General features: G+C 54.6%; 14 protein-coding genes. 7 read left to right on the top strand and 7 right to left on the bottom strand.

Features of this window, described 5'->3' with window-relative positions; all coding sequences use genetic code 11:
- Window positions 1-118 precede the first annotated feature (118 nt).
- The 3 genes from AC0QHF_RS23755 to AC0QHF_RS23745 all read left to right on the top strand — a co-directional run bounded on the left by AC0QHF_RS23755 (window position 119) and on the right by AC0QHF_RS23745 (window position 2,495).
- Window positions 119-922 carry a pentapeptide repeat-containing protein gene (locus AC0QHF_RS23755; RefSeq protein WP_324706738.1) on the top strand — a complete coding sequence of 268 codons (804 nt, stop codon included), beginning with the start codon at window positions 119-121 and terminating at the stop codon, window positions 920-922.
- 163 nt (window positions 923-1,085) lie between these two features.
- Window positions 1,086-1,856: an endonuclease/exonuclease/phosphatase family protein gene (locus tag AC0QHF_RS23750; protein ID WP_324706737.1), complete on the top strand. Its 771-nt coding sequence runs from the start codon at window positions 1,086-1,088 to the stop codon at window positions 1,854-1,856.
- Between the two features lie 264 nt (window positions 1,857-2,120).
- Complete coding sequence (locus tag AC0QHF_RS23745) at window positions 2,121-2,495, top strand: hypothetical protein (RefSeq protein WP_324706736.1); 375 nt, start codon at window positions 2,121-2,123, stop codon at window positions 2,493-2,495.
- Between the two features lie 35 nt (window positions 2,496-2,530).
- On the opposite strand, the gene AC0QHF_RS23740 is transcribed toward AC0QHF_RS23745, so the two are convergent.
- From AC0QHF_RS23740 to AC0QHF_RS23730, 3 genes are all read right to left on the bottom strand, one after another.
- Window positions 2,531-4,177 (bottom strand): ABC1 kinase family protein, encoded by a 1,647-nt coding sequence (locus AC0QHF_RS23740; RefSeq protein WP_324706735.1) that lies wholly within the window; start codon window positions 4,175-4,177, stop codon window positions 2,531-2,533.
- Between the two features lie 223 nt (window positions 4,178-4,400).
- Window positions 4,401-4,652, bottom strand: coding sequence for a hypothetical protein (locus AC0QHF_RS23735; protein WP_324706734.1), 252 nt, complete (start codon window positions 4,650-4,652; stop codon window positions 4,401-4,403).
- A gap of 588 nt (window positions 4,653-5,240) precedes the next feature.
- Window positions 5,241-6,092 (bottom strand): ADP-ribosylglycohydrolase family protein, encoded by an 852-nt coding sequence (locus AC0QHF_RS23730; protein ID WP_324706733.1) that lies wholly within the window; start codon window positions 6,090-6,092, stop codon window positions 5,241-5,243.
- A 469-nt stretch (window positions 6,093-6,561) separates the two neighbouring features.
- Between AC0QHF_RS23730 and AC0QHF_RS23725 the strand changes: the two genes are divergently transcribed.
- Window positions 6,562-7,764, top strand: a complete 1,203-nt coding sequence (locus AC0QHF_RS23725; RefSeq protein ID WP_324706739.1) for an FtsW/RodA/SpoVE family cell cycle protein — start codon at window positions 6,562-6,564, stop codon at window positions 7,762-7,764.
- Here the strand turns inward: AC0QHF_RS23725 and AC0QHF_RS23720 are convergent.
- The 4 genes from AC0QHF_RS23720 to glpX form a co-directional block, all read right to left on the bottom strand.
- Window positions 7,761-9,248: an ATP-binding protein gene (locus AC0QHF_RS23720; RefSeq protein ID WP_324706732.1), complete on the bottom strand. Its 1,488-nt coding sequence runs from the start codon at window positions 9,246-9,248 to the stop codon at window positions 7,761-7,763. The two genes, AC0QHF_RS23725 and AC0QHF_RS23720, sit on opposite strands and share 4 nt — an antisense overlap.
- 412 nt (window positions 9,249-9,660) lie before the next feature.
- On the bottom strand, window positions 9,661-9,945 hold the full coding sequence (locus tag AC0QHF_RS23715) for a hypothetical protein (protein WP_324706731.1): 285 nt from the start codon (window positions 9,943-9,945) through the stop codon (window positions 9,661-9,663).
- Window positions 9,946-10,287: 342 nt separating this feature from the next.
- Entirely contained in the window at window positions 10,288-11,586 is a 1,299-nt protein-coding gene (locus tag AC0QHF_RS23710) for a glutamyl-tRNA reductase (RefSeq protein ID WP_324706730.1), read from the bottom strand.
- A gap of 171 nt (window positions 11,587-11,757) precedes the next feature.
- Window positions 11,758-12,795, bottom strand: a complete 1,038-nt coding sequence (gene glpX / locus AC0QHF_RS23705) for a class II fructose-bisphosphatase (RefSeq protein ID WP_324706729.1) — start codon at window positions 12,793-12,795, stop codon at window positions 11,758-11,760.
- 610 nt (window positions 12,796-13,405) lie between these two features.
- Between glpX and AC0QHF_RS23700 the strand changes: the two genes are divergently transcribed.
- The 3 genes from AC0QHF_RS23700 (at window position 13,406) to AC0QHF_RS23690 (ending at window position 16,482) form a co-directional block, all read left to right on the top strand.
- Complete coding sequence (locus AC0QHF_RS23700; protein ID WP_324706728.1) at window positions 13,406-13,735, top strand: thioredoxin family protein; 330 nt, start codon at window positions 13,406-13,408, stop codon at window positions 13,733-13,735.
- A 121-nt stretch (window positions 13,736-13,856) separates the two neighbouring features.
- Window positions 13,857-15,056 carry an LL-diaminopimelate aminotransferase gene (locus AC0QHF_RS23695; RefSeq protein WP_324706727.1) on the top strand — a complete coding sequence of 400 codons (1,200 nt, stop codon included), beginning with the start codon at window positions 13,857-13,859 and terminating at the stop codon, window positions 15,054-15,056.
- 544 nt (window positions 15,057-15,600) lie between these two features.
- The gene (locus AC0QHF_RS23690; RefSeq protein WP_324706726.1) at window positions 15,601-16,482 is read left to right on the top strand and encodes an NF038130 family PEP-CTERM protein; all 882 of its coding nucleotides are present in this window, start codon (window positions 15,601-15,603) and stop codon (window positions 16,480-16,482) included.
- The last annotated feature ends 252 nt before the right edge of the window (window positions 16,483-16,734 follow it).

Genomic DNA, 16,734 nt, shown 5'->3' with positions numbered 1-16,734 from the left:
GAGCCGTGTGAGGTGAAAGTCTCATGCACGGTTCTGAATGGGAGGGGGAGATGGTAACATCTCTCTCGACCCCTAATCCACCCGTCGCTTTCCATGCCGACCATTTGGGAGTCCAACGATGAAGTTCAAGATTCAGGCTCTAATTCTGCTCCTGTCTCCGCTGTGGTTCGCCGCCGCCGGACAAGCTTTCGACCCGGAGGATGTGCAGCAACTCCTCACCACCAACGAATGTCCGGGGTGCGACCTGCGGGGGGCCGATCTGGGGGGCGCCCAACTCGCCGGCGCCAACCTGTTTGAAGCGGACCTCGGAGAGGCTTTCCTGCGTCAGGCGGACTTGCGGAGTGCCAACCTGCAGCGGGCCAATCTCTACAATGCCGACCTGGGGGGGGCCAGCATGGCGGCGGCTAATTTATTTAACGCGAACCTCCACAACGCCAACTTGCAGCGGGCGGATTTGCGGGAAGCGGACCTCGGACAGGCCTTCCTGGCCCGGGCCGATCTGCGACGAGCCGACCTGAGCGACGCCAATTTATTCCAAGCCAACCTCAGCCAGACGTTCATGGAAGAATCCGAACTGATCGGCGCCAATTTGCAGAGCGCCTTCCTGTTCCAATCCAACCTGGAACGGGCGGATTTGACGGGGGCGAACCTGATCGCGGCGGATTTGCGGGGGGCGAACTTCTACGAGGCCGACCTGACGGGGGCTAACCTGATCGCGGCGGCCCTGGCCGACACCAATATCGATCGCGCCCAACTTTCCAACACGAACCTGGCCGGGGTGCTGTTCCAAGGCACGACCCTCGGCCCGTTCATCTGCATTATCGAGCGCGGCGTTAACTGCGTCCTGGAAACCGACGTGGCGGCGCCCGCCTTCGTCCCCGAGGAACCCTTCACGCCCCGGGAGGATTCCGTCGGGAATTGAAAAATGAACAGTGAACAGTGAAAAATCTGAAATCTGAAATCTAAAATTCTCCAAACCCCATGTATCGGAATCCATCGGGTCAAAAGCCGGATCGGCTCTGAGAATCTCCCGTCGGGCGATCGCTCTTCTGGGCGGGAGCGGATGTCAAATCACTCTCCGTTTCATGAAAGTTATCACCTTCAACCTCCGTTACGACAAGCCCGACCCGGGCAACAATTCCTGGAAATGGCGACGAAAAGCGGTGGCTACCCTGATTTCTCGGCATCAACCGGCGATCGTCGGCACCCAGGAAGGTCAGGCTCACCAACTCTTGGACCTGCACCGCCTGCTTCCCGACTATCAAAGTTTGGGCGTCGATCGCGACGGGACGGGCCGGGGGGAACACTGCGCGATTTTTTACGACCGCCGCCAGTTCGCTTGTCTGGAGTCGGGGGATTTTTGGTTGAGCGGGACGCCGAACGTGATGGGGAGCGTCAGTCCGGATTGGGAGAACCCCGTCCCCCGCATGGCTACCTGGGCGCTCTTTTCCTCCGGAGACGGCCGCCACCGCATCGCCCTGTTCAACACCCACCTCGACTACAACAGCCAGAAAGCCCGGGAGTTGGGGGCCGGACTGATCCGCGATCGCTTGGCTACAATTGATATTCAAAATTGCCTGTTGCTGCTCACGGGGGATTTCAACGCCGAACCCGAGAGCCCGACCCGCCAGAGCTTCACCCGACCCCTCGGCAACGGGGTGCGACTCCTCGACGTCCTCGGGCATCTGGCCGCGAAAGAGCAGAGAACCTACCACGAGTTTACCGGCAAGGCGATCGCGGCCGTCGATACGATTTATTACGACTCCCGCCTCCACCTCAAAGCCTCCAAAGTCCATACCGCCGCGATCGATAATATCTGGCCCTCCGATCACTACCCCGTCATCGCGGAATTTTGAGTCGGGAGTCGGTATTAGGGAGTCGGGAATTTTAGATTTTAGATTGTAGGGGCTCTGCCTCCGTGCCTGCCCGCCCCCAATTCAACCTCCGCTTGACCGTTGCTTCCTCTGCTTGACCGTTGCTTCCTCTGCCTCCTCTGCTCCCTGTGCCCCCAACCCCGATCGCCCTTTCCCAAATCCGCATCGGGGAGTATACTAGATATGGGGCGAGACTGTCCCCGAAGGCCCCCCACACGCTAAACCTAGGGTTAGCTTGCGAAGATCATGAGTGCCGAGCCCCTGCTAAAATTTGAAATTCAGACCGCCGCCGAACTCGCCGACTATTTGCGATCGGCGACAAGCTGGGGCCAAATTGAAGCGCTCACCCGCGACTATTCCCACTGGAAAATTGAGGCTTGGAAACTGCTCTCGGAAGGCGATCGAAAGCGAATTCAGATGCTCAAACGGTGGAAAGATCACCCCGTCGCCCAAAAATTTCCCCCCGGCTGTCCCGTGCAGCGCATCAACAACACCACCGGTTTGGTGGGGACGGTGCTCAACTATTGGAGCGCCTACGGAATCGATTATATCACCTTTCAAGTCGGGCCGGATGTCGATTGGTGTCGCGCCAGCTTTCTCAAACGTGCGATCGAGCAATAATTAATTATTAATTATTAATTATTAATTGTTAATTGTTATCGGCGCGATCGCAGAATACTCACGATCAGCCACAGTCCCAAAATACTCGCACCCCCGAATAACGCATTCGTCAAAACCGTCATCTGGCTGGTTTGCGCCCCCGTCGTGACGATCGCCGCCCCCACGATCAACGCCGCCACCACAATACTAAAAGACAGCCGATTTGCCGAATCATCCAAACTGTGGCGCAGCAATTCCAAATCCCGCAGCGTCAAATTCCACTTCAGCGTTTCCGACGTAATTCGATCCAACAATAACTCGAACTGGCGGGGAGATTGCAAAGACAAACTCTTGATATCCAAAGCCGTCCGCATCGCCGTTTGCAGGGGATTGTCCCCAAATAATTGCCGCTGAAATAGATCCATCATCAAGGGTCTAATTTGATCCAACAAATTCAGTTGGGGGTCAAAACTGCGGGCTACCCCCTCCAAATTCGCGAGGGTTTTGGAATACAATCCCAAATTACTCGGCAGTTTGATGCGGTTGTCCCGCGCCAGTTGCAGGATTTCATAAAACACCTCGGAAAACTTGATTTCCGACAAACTGCGGTTGTAATATTTCCGCAACATTTTCGCGTAGTCATTTTCCAACTGCGCCAGACTTCGCGGCTGGGCGGACTCCGCCATTCTCAAGGTCAATTGGGTGCAGCGCTGGGAATCCAAATCCACGATCGCCAACAGTAATTCCGTCAAATTTTGCTGGGTGCGGGGGTCGAGACGACTCACCATCCCGCAGTCCAACAGCGCCACGCGGCCGTCATTCAAATAAAAGATATTGCCGGGATGGGGATCGGCATGGAAAAATCCGTCGATATAAAATTGTTTGAAAAACACCCGACATAAAAGGGTCGTGATTGCCTGCCGTTCGGCCTCCACATTTCCATTGTGGTTAATTCCCTGCAAAGTCGCCGACAAAATCGGCTTCCCGTCCAACCATTCCAACACTAAAATTTTCGGTGTCGTGTACTCCCAATACACCTCGGGAATGACCACTTGCTTGGCATCGTACCAGCGACTTTCGGAGAGATTTTGGCGCAAATCGTCCGTGTGGCGAGCTTCCTTGCGAAAATCCAACTCTTCCCGCAGCGCCGCGCCGAACTCCTCGGCGATGCCGACGATATCGTAATCCTGCCCGAAATCCGTCAGCGCCACCAGTTCCGCGAGTCCTTTCAGCAGGGCGATATCCCGTTCGACGGTGTGATCGATTCCGGGACGCTGCACCTTCACCGCCACAGGTTGCCCCGTCCGCAACACGGCGCGATAAGTCTGGGCGATGGACCCCGCTGCCACGCACTGCGTCTCGAATTCGGCGAAAATTTCTTCGAGGGGAAATTGCAATTCTTCCCGCAGCAAACTTTCGATCGCCGTCCAGGGCATGGCCGGGACTTCCGCCTGCAACGTTGAGAGGGTGCTGATGTAGGCGGGGGGCAGCAGGTCGGGACGGGTGCTGAGTAACTGCCCCAATTTGACGTAAACCGGCCCCAAATCCACGAAAATATTGCGGAGGACCCTGGGCGGCGGCAGGGCGGGTTCCCCGGCTTTTCCCCCGGTCAGGAGGCGGCGCATATAGTCCCAACCGTTGCGGAAGACGACCTCGACGATTTCCGCTTGGCGAGAACTGGTCAGGGCGAGGTTTGAGAGCACGGTTCCTCCAGGTGAACGCACGGACACCGATATTGTAACTGTAGGCGATCGTCGGGTTGGATGGTTTTTTTGTGGCAACCGCAGAGGGTTGCCCCCACAGTAGCACAGGCATCTTGCCTGTGAGGACAAGCGATCGCAGTGCGTTCCCCCACATGACTATCCCGCCTGGAAATAAATTTCCAGGCTCACAGCAAAAGTCCACTCAAGTGGACTCGAATTTCATCTATTTTTTGAGTCCCAAAATCTGGGTTGATAGCCACACGAATGTTATCGGAAAAACCCATAACCTCTCCCTGTCCTGGAGTGCCTGGAGTGGTGAATTTTTATAAATTTTTTTTAAAAAAATTAAAGAAATATTAAAATTTTCGATTTTTTTGGGGAAGGGGTTGATTTGGGGCTTGACTTCCGGTATTATTTTAGATAATGGGAGTGGTGATGAAAATAAAATTTTTGCCACCACTCCATTATTCAGCATCTTGTCAAGATTTTATCGCGAATCGTCGCCCCTTGTCAACCCCTCTCGATCGCAAAATTTACAATTCTTTAACTTGACCAAATTTGAGTCGATTTCCGGTGCGTTCCCCCACATGACTATCCCGCCTGGAAATTTATTTCCAGGCTCACAGCGAAAGTCCACTCAAGTGGACTCGAATTTCATCTATTTTTTGAGTCCCAAAATCTGGATTGATAGCCACACGAATGTTATCGAAAAAACCGACCACCTCTCCGTGTCCTCTGTGCCTCTGTGGTGAATTTTTCTAAATTTTAAAAAAATTAAAGAAATATTAAAATTTTCGATTTTTTTAGGGAAGGGGTTGATTTGGGGCTTGACTTCTGGTATTATTTTAGATAATGGGAGTGGTGATGAAAATAAAATTTTTGCAACCACTCCATTATTCAGCATCTTGTCAAGATTTTATCGCGAATCGCCGCCCCTTGTCAACCCCTCTTCGTCGAAAAATTTACAATTCTTATTAAAACAGTTTCTCTCAAGGATTGGGGTGCGTTCGGGCCCCTCACGGACTGACGGAATAAATAAGTGGGAACGCACCGCAGATGATCGCTAACCCTTGAACCGATGAAAACAATTCATCAATTGCCGATCGAGGTCGATAAGATAAGATCGGCCGTAGGTGTTATTTTCCAAATTGACAATCAAATGTTCGGGCAGATCGGGTTCAACTTCTTCGCTACTCGAAGCCGCAGCGAGGGCGATCGCGGCGACGGTATCCACATCTCCGGTGAAAGCGATACAATCTTTTAAAATGGCGCTCAAACTGTCATTTTGTCCGATCGCACTCCGAGCGGCGCGGACGCATTCCAACCCCGAAGTCCCGGCTTTCCCCTGCCAAGGCGTCAGCCAGTCGCCGGGGACGTGGGCGCTCAAAAATTCTCCCAATTCCGCCTTTTTTCCGAGGCGATACAGGAAATAGTGAGACATCAGAGCGGCGGCGATCGCGGAATCGATACCGCCTGTGGAATTGTGGGTGACGGCGGCTTGAATTCGGGCGGCTTCAATCACTCCTTCGACGGCGGGTAAAATACCGACGGGGGCCGATCGCATCGCCGCCCCACTTTTGTCGCTGGTTCCGGGCAATTTTTCCCGCAATTCTGCCCCGGTTTCGATCGCCATCAACAGGTCGTAAAAACGGCCGGCGTAACCCTCGCGGGGGTCGCGTTTGAAGGTGCGGACGAAGCGATCGGCCAGGACTTCCGGAGTCCAGGGGTCGCCGGAAATCAACGTTTCCGCGATCGCCAAACTCATCTGGGTATCGTCGGTGTAGCTTCCCGGTTGCAGCCGGTGGCGGGGGTGTTGGCGGTAGCCGGAGAGGGTGTTATATTCGGCTACAAAGTCGGGGGGCGCGAATTCAAATCCAGCCCCGTAGGCGTCTCCGATCGCAAGTTCTAGCAGCATATTTGTTAAACCTATAATAATGGGCGATCGCGTCCGGCGCGACAGAAAGCATCAACAAACATTCCCTATCCCCTACTCCCTATTCCCTACTCCCTCTCAAAAGCCATTCTTTTTCGATGGATCTCAAGTCTTTTGCGATGCCAAAATGCTGTATTAAAAATCCTTTTTTTCTCCATAATGAACGATTTTAAACCCTAAATATGGGGTTTCCAAAACCGGGTGTCAATCCTCCAACAGTTTCGGATTCTCAACCGTCTGACCCGTGCAGTCAAAACCAACGGTAGCACAGGCATCTTGCCTGTGAGGACAAGCGGTCGCGGTGCGTTCCCAACCGTAGTAACCGACCCACTTGACCGATAATAGATGATTGGGAACGCACCCTACAAAAAACCACAAAAAAATTAACTAGCTAACATTCCTTCATCGCGCTACAATACCTTAAATCTCTCTGACATCAATTGTCCCATTGATAGATTTACGCCGTCTGATTCCATTTCTCGACCCGTCCGCCCAAGATTGGGCGATCGAAGCCCGCCTGCTGCGCTGGCTGACCTTCCTGTGGCTGTTCGTCGGGCTGGTGGTGATGTTTTCGGCCTCCTACCCCAGCGCCAACATCGAACACGGAGACGGGTTGTACTATTTTAAGCGCCAGGTGCTCTGGATGGTGGTGGGGATGGTGGGATTTGGCATCATCGTCAATACCCCCGTGCGGGTGGTGTTGCGGACGGCCCAGTGGGGGTTGTTCGCCGTTTGGGGGCTGTTGTTTCTCACCATCGTCCCCGGCTTGGGCACCACCATCAACGGGGCGACGCGGTGGCTGGCCCTCGGCCCGGTGGTGATCCAACCGTCGGAACTGATGAAGCCGTTTTTGGTGTTGCAGGGGTCGCGGTTTTTTTCCCGCTGGACTCGCCTCCATTGGCGATCGCGGTTGATTTGGCTGGGGATTTTCGGGTCGGTGCTGGTGCTGATTTTGATGCAGCCGAACCTGAGTACCACGGCCCTCTGTGGCATGACGCTGTGGCTGATCGCCCTCGCCGGCGGAGTGCCTTTCGCCTATTTGGGGGGGACGGCCTTCGGGGGGATACTCCTGGCCACCCTCAGCGTCAGCCTGCGAGAATATCAGATGCGGCGGATTCTCTCGTTTCTCAACCCCTGGGCCGACCCGGTGAATGACGGCTACCAGTTGATTCAGAGTTTGCTGGCCGTCGGTTCCGGCGGCGTTTGGGGGACGGGTTTGGGCCTGTCCCAGCAAAAGTTATTTTACCTGCCAATTCAGTTCAGCGATTTTATTTTTGCGGTGTATGCGGAAGAATTCGGCTTCGTCGGCGGGGTGATGCTGCTGCTGATGTTGGGCGCCTACGCGACGATCGCCCTGAGAGTGGCTCTGAAAGCGCGTCAGATCGAATATCAACTGGTGGCGATCGGCGTCATGGTGGTGATGGTGGGACAGTCGTTGCTGAATATCGGCGTGGCGACGGGGGCGCTGCCGACGACGGGTTTGCCCCTGCCTCTGTTCAGTTACGGGGGCAGTTCGATGATCGCCAGTTTGGCTTTGGCGGGGCTATTAATTCGGGTCGCCCGGGAAAGCGGTTCGGCCGAAGTCGTCCCCCTCAAAACCCGCCGCCTGAATTCCCCTCCCCCCCGCCGCCTGCGAAGGAAAATTAATAATTAATTATTAATTGTTAATTGTGTTGGCAGTTCGATCCAAAATGCGGTTCCCCGCCCGAGTTCGGACTCGCACCACAGATTGCCGCCGTGGCGATCGACAACAATTTCACGGCTGATGTAGAGTCCCAGTCCGGTCCCTTTTCCGATCGCTTTCGTCGTATAAAACTGGTCGAATAATTTCCTTTGGGTCGCCGAGTCCATCCCCCGGCCGTTATCGGAAATTTTGATAATGACGGCACCCGATCCGACATCCGTATCGATCTGAATGGCGGGAATTTTTTGACCGCCTTCCGCCGGCCATTCTTCCACTTCGTCGATCGCATCGATGGCGTTGCCGATCAGGTTCATAAACACCTGATTGATCTGGCCAGGATAACAGTTGATTTCGGGCAATTGTCCGTAATTTCGGATTACGAGTATGGGGGGGCGGTGAGATTTAGCCCGCAGGCGATCGGTCAAAATGAGCAGGGTTCCTTCCAAGCCGTCGTGGAGGTTGAAGGGGGAGGTGGCGTCGTCATCTTTGCGAGAAAAGTTTCGCAGCGATCGCACGATTTCGTACAGGCGTTCGGCGCCGATTTTCAGCGCGGAAAGGACGGCGGGAAAATCTCGGCTCAAAAATTCCAGGTCGATTTCCTCGATAAATTCTCGGATGCGATCGCCCTTGGGATCGGCATCTTGATACAATTGGATGAGCTCGAATAAATCTCGGCTGTAGCGTTCGACGTGAGTTACGTTGTGGCAGATGCAGTTGACGGGGTTGTTAATTTCGTGGCCCAAACTGGCGACAAGTTGCCCCAAAGATGCCATTTTTTCCGCGTGAAAAAGTTGGGCTTGGGTTTGTTCGAGTTCCCGCAGCGTCCGTTCCAATTGTCGGGTTTGGGCTTGGGCGATCGCGGCGTTGGCGCAGGCTTTTTGGTACAGTTGAATTTGAATATGTTCGAGATCGAGTTGCTCGATTTCACTTTCCCGTTGATATTGGGCGACGACCGCATCCAAAATGGAGAGCAATTCGTTGGGGGCGACCGTGGTAATATAGTTTAATGTTGGGTGATCGGGGGCGAGTTCCGCAGTCGGGATGGCGATTAGTGTCCTGACGGCCGCGATGTAATCTCGGATGCGCCGATCTAAGTCGAAAGGCGGCTCGAAATACATCAAGCGAATGCTGTTTGAAGGCTGCCCCGTTAAGTGCATCTCGGCATCCCCGTAGAGCAATCCCTCGTGCGATCGCTCCATCAAATCGATATCTTTGAGCAGCGTTTCCCGAATTTTTTTTTCTTCCGCTTCATCGCGAGTTACGGCTAACTTCAGACTGAAAAATGCGATTCTCTGAGACAGCATTCGCTGCCGTCCGCTGACGTTGACAACTGCGGCATTAATTTTTCGGACTGCCTTGATTTCCTCCCAATTAAAATAATCATCGAATTGTTCCATCAAGAGTTGCCTTAACCGATCTTCATAGCCGGATACCGGACGACTGATAGATGCCATATGCCCCTGTTTGACCCCGGATGTGATTTGTCCGTCAGGCAATCTTGACAAAATTTGATTTTTTTTTCAGTATCTAAAGTTACAACTCGGCGGCGGGGTATAGCAGACAACAGGGAATAAGCAACAGGCAACAGTCAGAAAAATCGTTCAGACTCGGGGTTTCAAAATTGCTCGATGTCCTCACCATCCTGGCGGTTGCTATGCCCATAGAAAAATGCCAGATAAATCGCCAAAATTACCCAACCAATAACGTTGGAATTGATTGGTATTCTCCCTTTAACAATATCCCATCTGGAAACGTTGAGAAACGTTAATATATTTCATTTTAATTCCGAGTCCGGGAGAATCAGTTCCCCGCGTTCTTGCCGACAACCCATTCCCCCCGACTCGGTTTGAATCGTGCAGATAGCGATTACTTCTTCATGTCGCGGGCCATGCTGCGGAACATATCTAAATTGGAATCCGGACGGCGGCGACTGGCGGTTTCGTTCGTCGTCGATTCGGATGTCGAAGACTCGGCGACGATCTTTTTCGCCATCTCCATCGCCGGTTTGGGGGTTTCTTCCGGGATGTTGACGGGTTTCCCGCCGGCTATCTTCGGGAAAGATTTCTTCACTTTCATCGGCTTACGCATATAGTCGATATCGCCAAGGGACTTGGCGTCATCGGGATCGAGATAAAAAGCGCCTCCGCTCATCAAAGCTCTCCTTGCTGGGGTTTGTGTGTGGTTATGTTACATAATATCAAAAAATATTTAGAATATGAGAATTTTCTTAAAAAAAATCACCCAGCCGATCTGTGGCACCGCAGGCGGTTCTCGAGAGTCGGGAGGACTCCAACCCCGTTGGAATCGAAGTTTGGGAGTTTTGGAAGCCCGCTCGATTTGTCAAGACCCGATCGCTCGTTGCCATATCTATCAGCTTCCGGCTCTCAGTTTTCGGGCTGACGGCTTCTTTCCCGACCCCAAATGAAAAAGAGGCATCCTCTATCGACAGAATGCCTCTCCGGGGATCATTGATAATCCGGCCCGTCCCGCGAGCTAACCGTACTGTTGGCTGGACACCCCGTCGGGGTCGAGATTGAACAGGGTTTGCAGGCTCTGCATCGCCCGCCGTCGCGTTTCGATATCCTGCTGGGCCCGCAACTGTACCATCGGGTCGTGAAGGATCTTGTTCACGATCCCCCGGGTCAAAGCTTCGATGACCTCCTGGTGCTTTTCCGCAAACTCAGAACCCAAGCGGGACAGCGCTTTTTCGAGTTCCTGCTCGCGGATGCCCTCGATCTTGTCCCGCAGACAGTTGATCGTCGGCACCGTTTCCAAACTCCGCCACCAGACATCGAAGGCTTCCACCTCCTCTTCGAGGAGCATTTCCGCCTCCAGAGCCATCTGACGGCGGCTCTCCTGGTTTTGGGCGACCACGGCCTTCAAATCGTCCACGTTGAACGACTCGACGCCGGATAACTCGGTCACGTCCGCCGCCACGTTCCGGGGAACGGAAATATCCACCAACATCAAGGGCTGTTCGGGCGCCAGGGCGGTTTCCAGCTTCGCCCGGTCCAAAATCGGTTCGGTCGCCCCGGTGCTGGTAAACACGATATCGGAATTGGCGATGACGGACATCATCTCCGAGAGGGGGTGGAGTTGCAAGTCCGCCTCCCGAAATTGACCGGCCAACTCTTCGGCTCGCTTCATGGAGCGGTTGAGAATGGAAATTTGGTTCCCCCCTTTGGAGAGCAGGTGCTGCACCAGCAGGCGGGACATTTTCCCGGCGCCGACGATCGCCACCCGGTAATCGGCGAGATCGCGCACCTTCATCTGGACCAATTCCACCGCCGCAGAACTGATGGAGACGGCGCCGGTTCCGATGCTCGTCTCCGTGCGGACCCGCTTTCCGGCGGTGATCGCCTGTTTGAAGAGGCGGTTGAGGATGCGTCCGATCCCCTTGTGCCGCTGGCCCAGTTTGTGGGTTTGCTTCACCTGGGACAGGATCTGCCCTTCGCCGAGCACCAAGCTGTCCAGACCCGCCGCCACCCGCATCAGGTGCATGATGGCATCATCATGGAGCAAGGTGAACAAGTGGGGGCGCAGTTGGTGCAGGGGAAGTTGACCCGACTCGGAGAGAAATTGAGTCACCTCGCGAATCCCCGGTTGGGTTTCGGCGGTGACGATGTAAATTTCCAAGCGGTTGCAGGTGCTCAGAATTGCCACTTCCTCCAAGTGGGGGTAGCTCAACAAATGGGCGATCGCACCCTCGATTTGAGGTTCCGGAATGCTGAGTTTTTCACGGACGTGAACTGGAGCCGTTTTGTGACTGAGACCTACGACTGCAATATTCATAAAACGGTTGTCGTTGACGGTTTCTTATCGGTGGTTTGTCGTGCAATATCTGTCATCGAGATCTCGACGGGGGACGGGGAATCGGGTGCGAACGCTTCGGGGCCGCTCCGGTTTGAATTGACGGAACGTCTCCCAATTCTCGCCGCCCCATCCCCATCTCCCCATCAGAAATTAGCGAAGCTGAATGCTCTTCGGCTTCTCGAACATATGGATGGTGTCTACAAAGCGGGCGGTTTTGGACTGAGATGAAATCACCAAGCTCTGAGTCCGGGCACCGCCGCCGAAGAAGCGGACGCCTTCCATCAGGGTTCCGGAAGTAATGCCGCAGGCGGCAAACAAAACCGTTTCACCGCAGGCGAGTTCTTCGGCATTGTAAACCTTGTCGGGGTCTTCGATGCCCATCTCTTTCAGGCGGGCGATGTTGCTCTCTTTGCTCTCGCCGATCAGACCCGTTTTGACAATTTCCGGGTCGTAGATGAGCTGTCCCTGGAAGTGACCCCCCAGACAGCGCATCGCCGCCGCCGAAATCACCCCTTCCGGCGCCGCGCCGATACCCATCAGCGCGTGGATGTTGGTTCCGGAGAAGGCGCAGGAGATCGCCGCCGAAACGTCGCCGTCGCTGATCAGGCGCACCCGGGCGCCGGCCTCCCGAATTTCCGCGATCAGCTCTTTGTGCCGGGGGCGGTCCATGACCACGACCACCAGTTCCTCCACCGCGCGGTTCATGCAGTCCGAGAGGATCTGCAGGTTTTCGGTCGCCGATTTGTTGATATCGACGTGACCCCGAGCCACGGTGGGAGCCGCGAGTTTCTTCATGTAGAAGTCGGGGGCGCGGAACAGTCCACCTTTTTCGGAAATTGCCAGCACCGCCATCGAGCCATTCTGGCCGTAGGCGACCAGGTTCGTCCCCTCGCAGGGGTCTACCGCGATATCGATTTCAATGAGTTCTTCCGGGTCGCAAACTTTCGACGCATCCTCTTGGGTGCAAATGCCCACTTCCTCGCCAATGTAGAGCATGGGAGCTTCGTCCCGCTCCCCTTCGCCGATGACGATGCGTCCGCGCATATGAATTTCGTTCATCCGCTTCCGCATGGCTTCCACTGCCACGTGGTCGGCGGTATTTTTTTCACCTTTACCCATCCATCGAGCCGAAGCGATCGCCGCCTGTTCGACCACTTCGATAATTTCCAATCCAATTACGTTATCCACGAATTTTATCCTCCCAACGTCTGAGGTTGCCGGATTGAGTCTGGCACTCCCAGTGTTCAAGTCTATCAGTTTATTGAGAGGCTGTATGCAGCCGATCTCGCCGCTCTTAACATTTTGTAAAGCAACGGTGCCGCTCTACCCGCTCCCATGCCGGTCAGAAGCGGGCGACCTGTCCCGTTCCGTTCCCGATTTTCCCGCCGCCGAGGACCGCCTCTCCCGCGATCGTATTAAGTTTTGTTGCATTTCGGCGGTCGCGCCATCGGGTTCCGAAGTGGAAGGGCGGATTGGGCTCGATTTTGACACTCCTCGCCCTAAAGGGACGGGGATTCGGGCTTCACCGGGAGCCGGAGTTTAACCCATCCAGGTTGGAGCCTAGCCCTCAACAAGTTTACGCGAACGGGCAGACCGCAAGTTTTTTAGAATGCCCTTTACCGCTTTCGGTACTCTACCACAAAGTCCCCCTCGAAGGCTGGCCCAGAGCAAAGTCGAAGGGGCGAGGCTTTCAACCCGATTTTCTGGTAAATTATTAAGTAATCAAGAACCGGTACGCCCCGCCCCGTTTCTTGTACCCATCCCCATCCACCGGTGGGAGTTGCCAGCGGGAAAATAGATGAGTAGCAACGTCATTGTCATTCAAGATTCCGAATTTGAAACCGAAGTCCTGGGCAATGCCGAACGGCCGACTTTGGCTTACTTCTGGGCCCCCTGGTGCGGCCCGTGTCGCCTCGTTTCCCCGTCCGTGGAGGCGGTGGCCGAGAGTTACGCCGATCGCCTCAAAGTGGTCAAATTGGAGGTCGATGCCAACCCGGAAGCCGTCAAACGCTGCCAAGTTGAAGGGGTCCCGGCGTTGAGACTTTTCAAGGGGGACGAAGTCCTCGTCTCTCACGAGGGGGCGATCACCAAACCCAAGTTGATCGCGCTGCTCGAACCTCACCTGTAGAACCGGCAATGTGTAGGGTGTAGGGTGTAGGGTGTAGGGTGTAGGGGAAATTATTTCTTCCTCCGCCTCCTCCGCTTCCTCCGCCTCCTCCGCCTCCTCCGCTCCATCTTCCGTCAGAACCATGCAATTTTCCGAGCGCTTAGAACCCCTGCGATCCAATGTATTTGCCGATATGGACCGGGCGAAAGCCCAAGCTTTGGCGGCGGGACGGGATCTGATCGATTTGTCCCTCGGTTCCTCCGATCTGCCCGTCGCTGACCACATCATCGATCGCATCCGGGATTCCCTCGACGACCCCAAAACCCACGGATACGCCCTGTTTCACAGCACCCAGGCGTTTCGGGAAGCCGCCGCCCACTGGTACACCCAAAAGTACGGCGTCGGTGTCGATCCGGAGACGGAAGTCCTGCAACTGATCGGCTGTCAGGAGGGGACGGCCCACCTGCCCCTGGCGATCCTCGACCCCGGGGATTTCGCCCTGCTGCAAGATCCGGGCTACCCCTCCCACGCCGGGGGCGTGTATTTGGCCGGGGGACAAATCTACGCCATGCCCATGTTGGCAGAAAATCAGTTTTTGCCCAAATTTGAAGAGATCCCCGAAACGGTGCTCGCCCAGGCCAAAATGATGGTCTTGAGCTATCCCCACAACCCCACCACCGCGATCGCACCCTTATCATTCTTTCGAGAAGCCGTCGCATTTTGCCAAAAACACGGCCTCGTTTTGGTACACGATTTCCCCTATGCCGATTTCGTGTTCCCCGAAGGTGGAGGAGAGTCGAACACTGACGCCATCGCCCCGTCCGTCCTCCAGGCCGATCCCGAAAAAACCGTCTCCATCGAGTTTTTCACCTTTTCCAAATCCTACAATATGGGGGGCTTCCGCATCGCCTTCGCGGTGGGCAACGCCGAGTTGATCCTGGCTTTGCGACAAGTCAAGGCGGCGATCGACTTCAACCAATATCGGGGCATTCTCAACGGCGCGATCGCGGCTTTAACCGGCCCCCAGCAATTGATCGCCGATACCGTCGATACCTTTAGAGAACGGCGGGATGTCTTCGTCCGCGCTTTGAGGGCGATCGGTTGGGACGTCCCCACCCCGATGGCGACGCTGTACGTCTGGGCGAAACTCCCCGAACCCTGGAGTCGAGATTCCGTCGGCTTCTGCACCCAATTGGTTCAGGAAACCGGGGTGGCGGCTTCCCCCGGCGTCGGCTTTGGCAAGTCCGGGGAAGGATACATCCGACTGGCGTTAGTCCACCCCCCCGAGGTGTTGCAAACCGCCGTCGATCGCATCGCAGAATTTTTGGGGAATAGGGTGTAGGGTGTAGGGTGTAGGGTGTAGGGAATTGAAATTTCCGATTATCCATCGAGATTGTCGGGGCCCCTGGCTTGCGCCCCGATTTTTTTGTGCGGTTGGAAATGCGATCGCGATCGCACCCCCTCCGTATCCGACATCACCCGATGCCCCGATTTTCGTCCTTGCCCGGATTTTTTGAACGCACTAGACTTGCGATCGAGGTCGTCCGTAAAACTACGGATAAAGTGGCGATCGCGCCGAATAAAAACACTTGATTTCCGTGAAAATACGGAGGGCGATCGGACTCGAATTGCAAAAAATTAGTCAAATTCACTGATTCTTAAATCCTTGACAAAAACCTACAATAATTTTACAGAAGCTTGATGGACTTTTGGTTCCGAGTCGCTTAAGATAAGTTCAGAAGCAAAAAAAGAGAAGTCAAACCCATCTCTGAACCGACGATCGAAAAAGCAACTGAGAAATTAAAATCCGATCAACCAGCGAACGGTGTCATCTACAGAAAACGCATAAAAAAAGACCAACCCTCAATCTTTAGGAGATTTCAATCATGGCAAGCCTAGTACAGAAAATTTTAATCGGTGCTTCCGTCGTTGCAGGGATGACCACGGTATCCGGAGCGCCCGCCCTCGCACAGTGGACGGTTGAAGGCACGGACGTCATCAAATACGAAGCCGTCGATACTGATGGCGATGGTACGGTTGACACGACTGTAGCGAACCCCGATGCCGATGTGAACGACATCTTGCAAAGGATGGACGGCACCCCCGGCGGGAACATCGAACTGTTTGCCGGCAGTGAAACCGGAATGGCAACACAATGGGGAGACTACTACTACAACGCCAGCTTTTGGAATGGAGAAAGTACAAGTATCACTGGCGAAGTCAACGGTAAGTCTCTGACCCTCAGCAGCCTCAACGCTTACGACTGGTTCGGAAGTGATGGTACAACAGCATATCGAGACAGCGATATTGCGAACCAGTGGTTTGATGCGTTAATAAATACTTATCAACCGGGTCTGGGGGGAACGATGAGAGAAAATGTATTTACTCAATTCCTCTATACGAACGGTTTTGAACGCGCCAGCGACCCCAACATCTCCTACATCGAAAGCGACAGCGACGGCATCGAAATCGGTTTGGCCGGCCACCTCGATTTGGGCAATGTCTACGGTTCTGTGTTCGCGGGTATGCAAGCCAGCGAAGTCGTCAAGGTTGAATACGACGGAAAGGTTAACTACCTCTGGAGCTTCGAGGCTGTTGCTTCCGGACTGACGGCGGGGGATGACGGAACCTCTCACAACGGACTCTACACCGTCACGGTTCCCGGCAGCGAGGTGGCTTCCGTTCCCGAACCCTCCACGATGCTGGGTCTGATGGCCGTGGGTGGCTTGTTCGCCGCTTCCAAACGCAAGTCCGCCAAAAACGGCTAAACCACCGTTCTCCATATAGTGATTTATGACCTCAGAGGAGCCGACCGGCTCCTTTTTTTTGCGTGTCGGGTTGGGGGGGTTGTCCGGCGATCCCCCCCCGCCCCCCTTAAAAAGGGGGGAGCCGGAGAAAGGACTCAAAGTCCCCCTTTTGAAGGGGGATTTAGGGGGATCGAATTCAAAGTCCCCCTTTTGAAGGGGGATTTAGGGGGATCTCACTCAAAGTCCCCCTTTTGAAGGGGGATTTAGGGGGAT

It is taken from the genome of Lyngbya sp. CCY1209 (assembly GCF_055795065.1).
The sequence above is the reverse complement of the archived record's forward strand: the minus strand, read 5'-3'. Positions and strand labels throughout refer to the sequence as shown.

What these genes read in the sequence shown, in the direction of transcription:
- AC0QHF_RS23730 (WP_324706733.1), bottom strand. Translation starts at nt 6,092, where the DNA reads ATGCTGCTAGAACTTGCGATCGGAGACGCCTACGGGGCTGGATTTGAA.
- AC0QHF_RS23735 (WP_324706734.1), bottom strand. Translation starts at nt 4,652, where the DNA reads ATGCTGAATAATGGAGTGGTGGCAAAAATTTTATTTTCATCACCACTC.
- AC0QHF_RS23715 (WP_324706731.1), bottom strand. Translation starts at nt 9,945, where the DNA reads ATGAGCGGAGGCGCTTTTTATCTCGATCCCGATGACGCCAAGTCCCTT.
- AC0QHF_RS23695 (WP_324706727.1), top strand. Translation starts at nt 13,857, where the DNA reads ATGCAATTTTCCGAGCGCTTAGAACCCCTGCGATCCAATGTATTTGCC.
- AC0QHF_RS23690 (WP_324706726.1), top strand. Translation starts at nt 15,601, where the DNA reads ATGGCAAGCCTAGTACAGAAAATTTTAATCGGTGCTTCCGTCGTTGCA.
- AC0QHF_RS23720 (WP_324706732.1), bottom strand. Translation starts at nt 9,248, where the DNA reads ATGGCATCTATCAGTCGTCCGGTATCCGGCTATGAAGATCGGTTAAGG.
- AC0QHF_RS23700 (WP_324706728.1), top strand. Translation starts at nt 13,406, where the DNA reads ATGAGTAGCAACGTCATTGTCATTCAAGATTCCGAATTTGAAACCGAA.
- AC0QHF_RS23755 (WP_324706738.1), top strand. Translation starts at nt 119, where the DNA reads ATGAAGTTCAAGATTCAGGCTCTAATTCTGCTCCTGTCTCCGCTGTGG.
- AC0QHF_RS23750 (WP_324706737.1), top strand. Translation starts at nt 1,086, where the DNA reads ATGAAAGTTATCACCTTCAACCTCCGTTACGACAAGCCCGACCCGGGC.
- AC0QHF_RS23745 (WP_324706736.1), top strand. Translation starts at nt 2,121, where the DNA reads ATGAGTGCCGAGCCCCTGCTAAAATTTGAAATTCAGACCGCCGCCGAA.
- AC0QHF_RS23710 (WP_324706730.1), bottom strand. Translation starts at nt 11,586, where the DNA reads ATGAATATTGCAGTCGTAGGTCTCAGTCACAAAACGGCTCCAGTTCAC.